Annotated in this window: 11 protein-coding genes; 3 read left to right on the top strand and 8 right to left on the bottom strand. The window is 73.0% G+C overall.

The window, feature by feature from the left end; all coding sequences use genetic code 11:
- Nucleotides 1–12 precede the first annotated feature (12 nt).
- From CLV63_RS28330 to CLV63_RS28305, 6 genes are all read right to left on the bottom strand, one after another.
- Nucleotides 13–690 (bottom strand): hypothetical protein, encoded by a 678-nt coding sequence (locus CLV63_RS28330; protein WP_146165681.1) that lies wholly within the window; start codon nt 688–690, stop codon nt 13–15.
- A 305-nt stretch (nt 691–995) separates the two neighbouring features.
- The gene (locus tag CLV63_RS28325; RefSeq protein WP_106586306.1) at nt 996–2,582 is read right to left on the bottom strand and encodes an N-acyl-D-amino-acid deacylase family protein; all 1,587 of its coding nucleotides are present in this window, start codon (nt 2,580–2,582) and stop codon (nt 996–998) included.
- A 61-nt stretch (nt 2,583–2,643) separates the two neighbouring features.
- Complete coding sequence (locus CLV63_RS28320) at nt 2,644–4,164, bottom strand: Na+/H+ antiporter NhaC family protein (RefSeq protein WP_211301517.1); 1,521 nt, start codon at nt 4,162–4,164, stop codon at nt 2,644–2,646.
- Nucleotides 4,161–5,300, bottom strand: coding sequence for an o-succinylbenzoate synthase (menC, locus tag CLV63_RS28315; protein ID WP_211301516.1), 1,140 nt, complete (start codon nt 5,298–5,300; stop codon nt 4,161–4,163). The genes CLV63_RS28320 and menC overlap by 4 nt, the downstream gene beginning before the upstream one ends.
- A gap of 4 nt (nt 5,301–5,304) precedes the next feature.
- Nucleotides 5,305–5,979, bottom strand: a complete 675-nt coding sequence (locus tag CLV63_RS28310; RefSeq protein WP_106586305.1) for a MurR/RpiR family transcriptional regulator — start codon at nt 5,977–5,979, stop codon at nt 5,305–5,307.
- Complete coding sequence (locus tag CLV63_RS28305; RefSeq protein ID WP_106586304.1) at nt 5,976–6,743, bottom strand: GNAT family N-acetyltransferase; 768 nt, start codon at nt 6,741–6,743, stop codon at nt 5,976–5,978. Before CLV63_RS28305 ends, CLV63_RS28310 begins: the two co-directional genes overlap by 4 nt.
- 273 nt (nt 6,744–7,016) lie before the next feature.
- Here CLV63_RS28305 and CLV63_RS28300 point away from each other — a divergent pair, with 273 nt between their 5' ends.
- Nucleotides 7,017–8,204, top strand: coding sequence for a M20/M25/M40 family metallo-hydrolase (locus CLV63_RS28300; protein ID WP_211301515.1), 1,188 nt, complete (start codon nt 7,017–7,019; stop codon nt 8,202–8,204).
- A 48-nt stretch (nt 8,205–8,252) separates the two neighbouring features.
- On the opposite strand, the gene CLV63_RS28295 is transcribed toward CLV63_RS28300, so the two are convergent.
- Both CLV63_RS28295 and CLV63_RS34785 read right to left on the bottom strand, forming a co-directional pair.
- A complete protein-coding gene (locus CLV63_RS28295; protein WP_170134358.1) occupies nt 8,253–8,918 on the bottom strand; it encodes an ArsR/SmtB family transcription factor in 666 nt (221 codons plus the stop codon).
- A complete protein-coding gene (locus CLV63_RS34785) occupies nt 8,905–9,744 on the bottom strand; it encodes a hypothetical protein (protein ID WP_106586302.1) in 840 nt (279 codons plus the stop codon). Before CLV63_RS34785 ends, CLV63_RS28295 begins: the two co-directional genes overlap by 14 nt.
- Nucleotides 9,745–9,954: 210 nt before the next feature.
- Between CLV63_RS34785 and CLV63_RS28285 the strand changes: the two genes are divergently transcribed.
- A complete protein-coding gene (locus CLV63_RS28285; protein ID WP_106586301.1) occupies nt 9,955–10,851 on the top strand; it encodes an alpha/beta fold hydrolase in 897 nt (298 codons plus the stop codon).
- Between the two features lie 317 nt (nt 10,852–11,168).
- Nucleotides 11,169–11,819: an HNH endonuclease family protein gene (locus tag CLV63_RS28280; RefSeq protein ID WP_106586300.1), complete on the top strand. Its 651-nt coding sequence runs from the start codon at nt 11,169–11,171 to the stop codon at nt 11,817–11,819.
- Nucleotides 11,820–12,064: the final 245 nt, after the last annotated feature.

Below are 12,064 nucleotides of genomic sequence, written 5' to 3'. Positions count from 1 at the left end.
GCGACGGGAAATTCAGTCGCTGATCCACTGGTCGTTGCTGTCCGGCTGGTACTCCTTGACTTCGCTCTCGTCCTGGATGAGGCCGATCGTCCCGTCGTTCAGGAATGTTATGGATGCCTCGGCGAAGTGCACCGGGTATCCGGGATAGGTTTCCTCATCGGGAAATTTGAGCTTGAGGTTCCTGTCCTCGTCGGTCGGAGACTCGGCGCAGGGGGCGACGAGAACGGCGGTGGTGAAGTCTTCCGAGATGTAGGTGCCCTCCTCGGGTTTGGACTCGTCGAATTTGTCCTCCGTCAAGCCGTCGCCTGGTCCCTGGACGGTTCGCCCGGCGACGATCTCCTGTGGTGACTTGCCCTCGTTATTGGAATTCTTGTCATCACTGGCGTCCGCCAGTCGGTCGAGACCGCCGTCGGCGTAGGTGAACTCGACGTCCGCCGCGCACATGCTCCCTTCGAGCTCACGGCCGGTCACCGTCACGGAGGTAATGAGCGGGTTCACCCCGTCTGCTTTGGCGAGTTCCAGGAGCTCTTCGGAGAACCCGATGGTGATCTTTTCGGAAGGCAGCTCGCCTTCGAACCGAGTGAAGTCGTAGACGTCGCCCTGACCGAGAGAAGAGCATCCGGTGAGGGCGAGAAGTACCAATGCGCCGGTGGCTGCAAGAGTGGGGGTGAGATTCTTGGTTTTTCGCATGATCGCGGCCGCGCAGGGGGGATATCCGGCGCGTCTCTTTCCAATCGTTTGGATCCGGGCCGCCGCTGGCGACGCACTGAACAATCGACCCTGTTCGCACAGGATCCCATTCGATTCTCATGATCGAACGCTCTTGAAAGAAGATTCGACGTGCGGGAATGTGTCGGCTTCGCTATCCGCCTTCCGGTGCGCACTCAAGACACGCGGGAGGGTCATTGCCAAAGGCAGATGTTGAAGATTGTACCAAATGCGAATGGGGCGAACAATGCCGCGTCGCGCGTGCCCACGAATGGAACGGGCGGCCGCTACCGGTTCCGGGACTTGCGCAGGACCGCGCCGGGGCGCTCGCCGGTGGGGACGCCGTCGGCGAGGACGGGGCGGCCGGCGACGAGCACCGTGTCGAACCCGGTCGAGAGCCGCCACGGGTCGGCGAAGGTCGAGTGCTCGGCGACGGTGGCTGGGTCGAACACCGCGATGTCGGCCACCAGCCCGGGCGCCAGCCGCCCGCGGTCGGTGAGGCCGAGCCGCGCCGCTGGAAGGGCGGTCATCTTGCGGACCGCCTCGGGCCAGTCGAGCACACCGCTGTCGCGGACGTAGTGCCCGAGCACGCGCGTGAACGTGCCGAAGCTGCGCGGGTGCGGCCGCCCCTCGCCGGTGGGGCGCATGACCCAGCCGTCGCTGGCCACCGACACCTGCGGGTGCCGCAGTGCGGCGGTGACGTCGGCCTCGCTCATGGCGTGGTTGACGATCGACACCGCGCCCTGGTGCGCGGCGAGCACCCGCAGCGCCGCCTCGGCGGGGTCGACGCCGTCCCTGCGCCCGATGTCGGCGATGCTGCTGCCGACATCGGCGGAGTACGGGCCGTCGGGCAGCGCCGCCAGCACCACCCCCTCGGGGTCGACGTCGCGCCCGAACCGGGCCCGCAGCGCGTCGGCGACGCGCTCGCGCTCCCCGGGGTCGGCGAGCCGCCGCAGCAGCCCGTCCGTCCCGCCGTCCATCGCCCACGTCGCGAGGCGGGAGGTCAGGGTCGTGCTCGACGCCGTGTAGGGGTAGACGTCGGCGGTGACGTCCACACCCCGCTCCCGCGCGGCGTCGATGAGCTCCAGCGCGCGGACGACCGCGCCGTGGTTCTCCGGGCCCATCGCCTTGAGGTGGGAGACCTCCAGCCGCGCCCCGGTGTCCTCGGCCGCCGCGATCGCCTCCACGACGGCGTCGATGAGCGCGCTCGACTCGTTGCGCATGTGCGTGGAGTACAGCAGGTCCGCCGCCGCGGCCTCGGCGACCAGGGCGCGGACCTCCGCGGCGGCGGCGAACGCGCCGGGCGCGTAGATGAGCCCGGTGGAGAACCCGAACACACCGTCGGCGGCGCACCGGCGCAGCAGCGCCAGCATCGCGTCCAACTCGGCCGGGGTCGGCGCGCGGTCGGCGTCGCCCATGGCCGCCAGGCGCAGCGACGAGTGGCCCACCTGGAGGGCGAGGTTGATCGCCGGCGCCGCGCCGTCGACCACGTCGGCGAAGTCCCCGGCGCCGGTCCACCGCCACGAGATCTCCGGGTGCAGGAACGCCGTCGCGGCGCGCAGCCCCTCCAGCGAGCCGACCGGGAACGGCGACCAGCCGCAGTTCCCGGTGACCAGGGTCGTCACCCCCTGATGGAGTTGGGTGGTGGCCTCGGGCCAGCCCTCCGCGCTGAAGTCGGCGTGGGAGTGCAGGTCGATGAAGCCGGGCGCGACGATCCGGCCCGTAGCGTCGACGGTGTCGCGGCCGCGCAGCGTTCCGGTGCCGCCGATGGCCGCGATCCGCCCCGCGTCCACGGCGAGGTCGCCCTCGACCCCGGGCGCACCCGTGCCGTCGACCAGCAGACCTCCGCTGATCACGTACTCGTACTCTGCCACGGGTGCCCCCGCCCTTCCCGTTGTGTGCCCCGGCGCGGTCGCGCGCCCGATCGTGCGCCGCTCAGGTGGTGAAGTACAGGATCAGCGCGTACATGACGCACGCGGGGATCAGCAGCGCCCACCCGGTGATCATCATGTTCTTGAGGTTCGACGAGCGCGCGAGCCCCATGGCGCCGACCATGTTGCCGTTGGGGAACGGCCCGTAGGTGTCGGCCTTGGACGCGAAGAGCAGCACCACGACCCAGGAGCTCGCGCCCACCCCGATGCTCGCGCCGAGGTCGCCGAACACCTTGTCGAGCAGGACCACCTGTGCGGCGGTCGCCCCCGGCACGCCCACCCAGCCGAGCATCGCGATCGCGATGCTGAACACGAACGGGGAGCTGTGCGCCAGGCTGGCGCCGTAGGTGTCCAGGATGACCTGGAACGGAGCGAGCTTGTCGATGAGGATGAACAGCGCGGCCAGCAGCCAGAACAGCAGCAGGATGCTGATGAGCCGGGCGCCGCCGCGGTAGATCAGCCCGGCGATCGCCTTGGCGTCCAGCCCGCCGGCGAACCCGGTGGCGAAGCCCAGCAGCGGCAGGGCGAGCAGCGGGAAGTTCGTCCCCGCGTTGGTGATGGTCGCGTACACGACGCTGCACAGCAGCAGCACCAGGAACACGGCCGTGCTGCGCCCGGCGTTCTTGACCGGGGCGTCGTCGCCGGCGCCGACCTCGGCTGCCGAGTAGTAGTCGCCGGTGCCCGCGGTGCGCCGCTGCATCCACGGCACCACGACCAGGCCCGCGACCAGCGACAGGACGGCGATCGGCCCGGCGCCGTAGCCCAGGTAGTGCAGGTAGTTGACCTCGGCCGCGTCCATGATCGCGACGTTGGACCCGGCGAACGGCGCGACGGCGAGCCCGGCGCAGCCGCCGATGAACATCACCGACGCGGTCGCCGACCGGGTGAACTCCAGCCGGGCCGCGATGGGCAGCAGGATCGGAGCGGCGATGGCGAGCGCGCCCGCGAGGGTGCCGAGGCTCGCCACGAGGACCAGGCAGGCCAGCATCATCCCGAAGGTGACAGCGGTGCGGTTGCGGTCGCCGACGACCCGCATGACGCCGCGCACGATGGTGCCCGCGGCCCCGGTGACCTTCAGGACCTCGCCGACCCCCGCGCCCAGGACGATGACCAGGCCGATGACGGTGACCTGGTCCGCCAGTGACGCGCCGAGCAGCTCGCCGATCTCAAGCGGCGCCATCTGGGCCACGGCCAGGCCGGAGACGAGGGCGACGATGGTGGCGATCACGATGTCCATGCCGAGCAGGCACAGCACCGCGTACAGCACGATGGGCAGCAGGCCCCACAGTGTGGGCGCGCCGCCGAGGAAGCCGGCGCCGACCGAGGCGAGGACGCCCACGGCGGCGATGGCGTTCACGAGGCGGCGCCGGCCCGGGCTCATGTCGACGTCGTAGGCGTTGGAGCTCTCCTCTGCCTTGCCGGTCGAGTCAGCCGTGCCGGCAGTGCCGTCCGCGGCGGTCGCCTGCGCGGCGGCGGACGGTTCGGGCCGCTCCGGGGAGGAGCCGTCCGGCGGTGCAGCACTCATTGGGGATCCTGATCTGCTCGAAGGGTGGTCTCCCGCAGGCGGTTCGCCGCGAGGAAGTCGGTGTCGACGCGGTGCCCCAGCCCGGGGGCGGTGGGGACCTGGACGACACCGCTGTCCGCGGTGACGGGCGGGGCGACGATGTCCTGGGCGTAGTACTTGGCGGAGGCGGAGACGTCGGAGGGCAGTACGAACCCGGGCAGGCTCGACAGCGCGACGTTGACGGCGCGCCCGACCCCGAACTCGTGCATCCCGCCGCACCACACCGGAACCCCGTTCTCGCGGGCCAGGTCGTGGGCTGCCATCGCGGGGGTGAGCCCGCCCATGCGGGAGACCTTGATGTTGAGGACGCCCACGGCGCCGAGCGCGAGCGCGGTGCGCAGGTCGGCCACGGTGTCGACCGATTCGTCCAGGCACACCGGTGTCTCGGTGGTGCGCTGGAGTTCGGCGTGGGACAGCAGGTCGCGCGGTGCGAACGGCTGCTCGATCATGTCGAGGCCGAAGCCGTCGAGCGCGCGCAGGGTGTCCATCTCGGCGGCGGTGCCGCCGTAGATGCCGTTGGCGTCGACGTGCAGCGACAGGTCGGGGAACGCGCGGCGCACCTCGCGCACGGGCTCCAGGTCCCAGCCCGGCGCGATCTTCAGCTTCACCCGGGGGTACCCGGCGTCGGCCTGGCGGTGCACCTGGGCGAGCAGCTCGTCGATCGTCGGCTCGATGCCGAGGGACACCCCGGCCACGACCTCGGTGCGGTCGCCGCCGAGCGCGCGGGCCAGCGGAACCCCCTCGCGCTGCGCCCACAGCACCCACCCGGCGGCGTCGACCCCCGCCGCGGCGAACCGGTTGCCGCGGACCTTGCGCCACAGCAGCGGCAGTTCGCCCGGGTGCGACCACTGTGCGCCGAGGACCGCGGGGAGCAGGTACCGCTCGGCGATGTGCCAGCAGCTCTCCACGGTCTCGGGCGAGTAGAACGGGTCCGAGGGCGAGGCGATCTCGCCCCAGCCCTCCGCGCCCGACTCGTCCACCAGCCGGACCAGGATGTGGTCGAGGTGGCTCTTGCGGTGCGAGCTGGTCTGGAACCGGTGGACCAGGGGCAGCCGGACGAGATGCAGTGAGGCTTCGGTGATGCGCAGGGGTCTCACCCTTCTAGGTGTAGATGCCGAGTTCGCGGCTGAGCCGGTCGCGTTCGGCGAGCCGGCGCCGGGCGCCTTTGGCGCTGGCCGTGGTCAGGGTGGCGAGCAGGTGGAGGACGGCGGCGACGGCGGTGGGGGAGTCGGCGTAGGACGCGCTGTCGGTGGGCACGACGATCACCTCGTCGGCGATCGCGGCGAGCGGCGCGCCGTCGGCGTCGGTGACCCCGACGACCGTGCCGCCGGCCGCGCGGAACCGGTCGGCCATGACGACGGTCTCGCGCCGGTAGCGGCGCAGCGACACCGCCACCAGGACGTCGGTCTCGCGGACCTCGCTGAGGATGTCGAGGGGCCGCACCACCGCGCCGTCGACCAGGGTCACCTGCGACAGGCCGGCCGAAAGGTCCGTGGCGAGCAGCGAGGCGTAGGCGAACGACTTGCCGGAGCCGGTGATGAAGCGGCGGCGCGCGGCGATGACGGTCGCGGCGGCCTGCGCCACCGAGCCGTCGGCGACGACCCGGTCGAGCGCCTCGGCGAGGTTGCGGGTCTCCTGCTCGACCAGCTGCGCCTGGAGGGCTGCCGCCGAGGACCGGCGTTGCAGCCGCGCGCCGAAGCGGTCGCCGGGGCTGGCGAGCCGCCGGTTCTCGGCGTGCCCGCGCTCGGCGTCGGAGCGGGGGTCGTCCCCGCTCATCGCCCGCCCCCGCCGGGGGCGTCCGCGCGCAGCAGGTAGGCGCTGGTGTGCTCGGACAGGCGGCGGCAGGAGACAGCGGCGTGCCCCGCGGCGGTGAGGCGCTCCAGCGCATCGGACAGCCCGGCGCGGACCTCGCGCGCCTCGTCGGCGGCGAGCGCCCCGATGTCGGCCGGCAGCGGGAGCCAGACGCCGTCGGCGGACTCGACCGGTTCGGCCCACGCCGCTGCGGGGCGGGCGGCGGCCGGCGGCTCGCTGTCGGCGGCGCGCGGCCCGGGGGTGCGGCTCAACTCCCACTCGACGAACATCCGGTCGGTGCCCGGCCCGAAGAAGTCGCGGTGGAACCAGCGGCCGGCCGCGCCGAGGACGTCGAGGTTGAAGTGGGCGTTGCGCGCCAGCGCGGGGTCGAAGCACCAGCGCATGGTGGTGGTGCCCCATTCGAGCGCGACGTCGCGCTGGGCGAGTTTCAGCGCCCGGCCCAGGCCGCGGCCCTGGTGCCGGGGGTGGACCACGGCGGTCTGCGAGTAGTGGAAGGGCCGCCCGCCGTCGGTCCCGAGGAACCCGAACGCGAAGGCCACGAGGTCGCCGTCCGGCCCCTTCGCGCCGACGACGGACCCGCCGTAGGCGAGGAGCGACCGCATGAGCCGCGGGTTCACGCCGTGCGCGGGGTCCTCGTAGCGGAACACCAGGCGGTACAGCGCGTCCGCCGACCGGAGGTCTTCGGGGGTGCCGATGGGGCTGACGACGATCTCGCCGAGTGGCTGCATGTGGGTCACGGTGCTCCGGGGTGGGACGGGCGGCGGTCGACGGGGGACGCGACTGAGAGCGTCCCCGGACCGCCTGCCACTGATATTCGCTACGTAAGACTGTCGAGAGCTAGGGGTATCAACACCCATCATGCGCTGTCAATACGCAATATGATCTTGAAATCTGCTGGTAACAGGGCCAGGTCGGATCGGCGTCGGCCGTCACCGCGTGCAATTATACGTTCCGTATCATTGCCGTACTGGCAGCGAGCGACAGCGAAGGGGACCGCAACCATGCCCGACCCGACCCTCCCGGAGCACGCCGGAGACCGCCTGCGAACGGCGGCGCACGCGCGCGCCGGCACGATGGCGGAGCGGCTGCGCGGCTACGTCGAACTGGAGACGCCGACCGGCGACGCCCCCGCCCTCAACGCGTTCGCCGACCTCCTCATCGACGCCTACACCGCGCTCGGGGCGACCGCGCGGCGCGAACCCGCGCCGACCGGCGACCACGTCGTCGCCGAGTTCTCCGGCAGCGGCGAGCGCGCCGACTCGGCGCCGCTGCTGTGCGTCGGTCACCACGACACCGTCTGGCCGAAACTGCGCCTCGCCGGGCCCGTTCGGTGGCGCGTCGAGGAGTCCGCCGACGGCAGGACCACCGCGTTCGGCCCCGGCGTCTTCGACATGAAGGGCGGCCTCGTCGTCCTGGAGACCGCGCTCGCCCTCCTGCGCGAGACCGGCATCGGGCACCGCCCGGTGCGCGCCGTCGTCGTCGCCGACGAGGAGATCGGCTCGCCGACCTCGCAGGGGCTCGTCGCGCGCTGCGCCGAAGGGGTCGCCGCCGCCCTCGGCTTCGAGTCGCCGCACGGCGACGGCGCGCTGAAGCACGGCCGCCGCGGCAGCACCCGGCTGCGCCTGCGCGTCCGCGGCCGCGCCGCCCACGCCGCCCTCGACCCGGAGAAGGGCGCCTCGGCGATCGACGAGCTGGTCGACCAGCTCATCGCGGTCCGCGCGCTCGTCGCCGACCACGCCGACTCCGTCCTGTGCAACGTCGGCGCGATCGACGCCCCGGGCAAGACCAACGTCGTCCCCGACGCCGCGGCGGCGGACATCGGCCTGCGCTTCGCCGACCCCGGCGCCGAGACCGCCGTCCTCGACGGCATCCGCGCCCTGCGCGCGGTGCGGGAGGGCGCCGCCGTCGAGGTCGAGACCCTGTCGCGGCGCGCCACCTGGGCACCGGGCGACGAGGGCGACGCGCTGCTGAGCGCGGTCCGCGCGGCGGCCCGCGCCGTCGGCCAGGACATCGGCGCGGCCCCCGCCGCGGGCGCCGCCGACACCAACGCCGTCGGCGCCCGCGGCGTACCGACCCTCGACGGGTTCGGGCCTCTTGGCGCGGGCGCCCACGCCGACCACGAGCAGGCCGTCCTGGACAGCCTCCCCGAACGCGCCGCCCTGGTCGCCGCCGCCATCGCCACCGTGTGACCCCGCCTTAACCCCACCGCCCGCCCCGAGCGGCGCAGGGCCGTCCCCTTACGCGCGGCCCGCCGGCCCGGTGGCGTGGCGGGACCGGGTCCAGCGGGTGAACCCGCCGTCGAGCGGGCGCGCGTCGTGGCCGCGCGCGCGCAGGATCCGCACGGCCTGCGGGGAGACCACGCAGTAGGGGCCCTGGCAGTAGGCGACGATCCGCACGTCCCACGGCAGGTCGGCCGTCCCCGCGCGCAGCTCCGCCATGGGGACCGAGACCGCGCCGGGCACGTGCCCGGCGGCGTACTCCTCGGGCGAGCGGACGTCGACGACCAGCACCCCCGGGTCCGCCAGCCGCTCGGCGAGTTCCGCCGCCGCCACCGGGCGCAGCTCCGCCGGGTCGCCGAGGTGGGCGGCAACGGTGTCGCGCAGGTCAGCGAGCCGCTCCTCGGCGAAGCCCTGGAACGCGTCGAGGAACTGCGCGACCCGGTCGTCCGCCAGCCGGTAGTAGACCCGGGTGCCCTCCTTGCGCGCGGTGACCAGATGGGCGGCGTGCAGCCGCTGGAGCTGGGCGGAGGTGTTCTTCAGGGGGACGCCGGACTCCGCCGCCAGCTGCTCGACGGTGCGCTCGCGCGCGTCGAGCAGGTCGAGCAGGCGCAGCCGGATGGGGCTGGACAGCTCCTTTCCGATGCGCGCGAGCTGCGCGTAGATGGGCTTCTCAGCGAACTCCACCCGGCACCGCCTCACCGCGCAGGAACTGGATGTACCGTTCGGCGCTGGACTCCACCACCCGCGCCGCGTCGGCGGGCAGCACCGGCTGCCACCAGCCGCTGTAGATGCGGTCGAAGGCATAGGGGCGCACCGCCGCAACGATGCCGCGCACGTCGCGCTCCGGCAGCGGCAGGCGGTTGGGCGCGCTCCACATGAACGTCACCCGGTCGGCGCCGGGGGTCACGAGCATGGTGTCGCCGGTGAACAGCGCGCCGCGGCCCTCGGCGCCCTCGGCCCAGTGCAGGACGGAGCTGCCGGGGAAGTGCCCGCCGCACTGCACCAGGGTCACCCCGGGGAGGGCGGGGAGCGACCCCGACCAGGTGCGCAGCCGCGGCACCGGCCGGTTGAGCCAGGGGACGTCGACCTCGGGCAGCAGGATCTCGGCGTCGAACGCCGCCGCCCAGTCGGCCATCGCGCCGTACATGTGGGGGTGGCTGGAGCTGATGGCGCGCAGCCCCCCGGCGTCCTCGACCGCCTGGACCGCCTGCTCGTCGAGGAAGGCGGGCGGATCCCACAGCAGGTTGCCCTCTGCGGTGCGCACCAGCAGGCCGCGCTGGCCCACGCCGATGTCGGGCTGCGTGCCGATGCCGATGAGGCCGGGTTCGAGCTCGCGCACGTCGCTGCGGTAGCCCGCTGCCGCCAGCTCGGCCATGGTGGTCCACCGCTGGCCGGTGGGCGGCACCCACTGGCGTTCGTCCTCGCAGATGACGCAGGCGGGGGGTGGTGCGTCGGCTGCGGCGTGGTGGCCGCCGCAGGTGGGGCAGATCCAGACGGAGTGGTCGCTCATAGGGGGTTCGCCTTTCTTTTTCTAGAACTCTAACGATTATTAGAATAGAAAGGCCGGGCCGTGCCGACCGGATCCGGCCACCGCCCGGCAGGCGTGCCGCGGGTCGGCCGTCCACGTGCCGCGGGTCGGCCGTCCACGTGCCGCGGGTCGGCCGTCCACGTGCCGCGGGTCGGCCCTCCACCGTCCACGGCCGGCTGCTGGAATGGGCCGATGACGCAGCTGCTGCCCGCCGAATTCACCCGCCGGACCGTCGACGCCGAGGGCGTGCGGATCAACGTGCGCGTCGCGGGGGAGGGGCCGCCGGTCCTCCTGCTGCACGGGTACCCGCAGACCCACCTGATCTGGCACCGCGTGGCACCCCTCCTCGCGGCCGAGCACACCGTCGTCCTCACCGACCTGCGCGGCTACGGCGACAGCGACAAGCCGCCCTCCGACGCCGACCACGCCCCCTACTCCAAACGGGCGATGGCGCGCGACCAGTTGCTGGTGATGCGCGAACTCGGCTTCCCGCGCTTCGCCGTCGCAGGGCACGACCGCGGCGGCAGGGTCGCGCACCGCCTCGCGCTCGACCACCCGGACGCGGTGCGCGCGCTGGCGGTCCTGGACATCGTCCCCACCCGCTACGCCTTCGCGCACGCCGACGCCGACTTCGCCCGCGGCTACTACCACTGGTTCTTCCTCGCCGCCGGCAACGGCATCCCCGAGCACCTCATCGGGGCGGACCCGGAATTCTGGATCCGCACCCGCATGGGCGCGCGGCACCACGGAGGCACCCCGTTCTCCGCCGCGGCCCTGGACGAGTACGTGCGCTGCTTCTCCGACCCCGCCGCCGTCCACGCGTCCTGCGAGGACTACCGGGCCGCGGCAGGGATCGACCTGGTCCACGACGGCGCCGACGCGGCGGCCGGCCGCAGGGTCGCGGCACCGCTGCTGGCGCTGTGGGGCGCGCACAGCTTCGTGGGCCGCAGCCACGACGTCCTCGCCGCGTGGCGCGAGTACGCCGACGACGTGCGGGGCGAGGCCCTGCCCTGCGACCACTACCTCCCCGAGGAGTCCCCGGACGCGACGGCGGACCGCCTGGCCGCCTTCCTCCGCGCCGCCCGGTAGTGCTTCGCGGCGTTCCTCCGTGCCGCCCGGTAGTGCTTCGCCGCGTTCGCGGAGCGGCACACCGTCGGCATCAGCGGACAAAGGGGAGCGCGGCGGACGGAAGCGGGCACGGCCCGGCCAGGTCGGGGGATCGGGGCGCGGCCCATTCGGGGGTCACGGTCCGACCGTAACCAGGATCGCCGCTCGGCGCGTCGTCCCGCTTTGCGGCGTTGCGCGCGGTGCGCGCGCCCGCGCGCAACGGGGTGCGGTTTCGCAGGTCAGGGCGTAGGACATGCCCTCTGGCGCTGTTCGTATCCCCGATCTCGAATGGAGGACGCGTGAAGCGTCTCCTGCCCGTTCTCGCCGCCGGCGCCGTCGCCGGACCGCTGCTGCTCGCCCCGGGAACCGCCTGGGCCGAACCCGCGTCGATCCCACTGCGCGAGGCAGTGGCGTCCCTGCCCGACGGCACGGAGAACCGCACCGGCTACAAGCGCGACGCGTTCAAGCACTGGACCGACGCCGACAAGGACGGCTGCACCACCCGCGCCGAGGTCCTCATCGAGGAGGCCGTCGACGCGCCCACCGTCGGAGCCCGCTGCAAGCTCACGGGCGGGAAGTGGGTCTCCTACTACGACGAGAAACCCCAGACCAAGACGTCCGACCTGGACATCGACCACATGGTCCCGCTCGCCGAAGCGTGGGACTCCGGCGCGGCCGAGTGGACACCGAAGCAGCGCGAACGCTACGCCAACGACCTCGACGACCCGCGCGCGCTGGTCGCGGTCACCGACCGCCACAACCAGTCCAAGGCGGACCAGGACCCGGCCCAGTGGCTGCCGCCGTCGCAAAGCGCGCACTGCCGCTACATCGCGGAATGGACGGCGGTCAAGCACCGCTGGAAGCTGAAGGCCGACGCGCCGGAGAAGACCGCGCTGACCGAGCGCGCCGCCACCTGCCCGAACGAGCGGATCCAGGTCAACCCGGCCTGACACCCACCCTGCGGGGCGGCGCCCACCACCGCGCCGCCCCAAAGGACCGCCCGCGCCCCGCAGCCCGATGCCCGCTGCCGACACGGTCAACCCGGGCGCCGGGGAATCCGCTCGGTGCGGGGGTGCCGCACTCTGCCGCCGGGGGTTAGCTGTACTGACCACTGAGGTTGGTTACACCCACCCAGCCGACACGACACAAGAGGGCCTCCGGTATCGGTGTGGATTGCGACATTCACGCCGACCGC

This window comes from Murinocardiopsis flavida (genome assembly GCF_003014485.1).
In the GTDB taxonomy this organism is placed as follows: Bacteria; Actinomycetota; Actinomycetes; order Streptosporangiales; family Streptosporangiaceae; genus Murinocardiopsis; species Murinocardiopsis flavida.
Note: the sequence above shows the minus strand (reverse complement) of the source record. Positions and strands in the feature narration are given on the sequence as shown.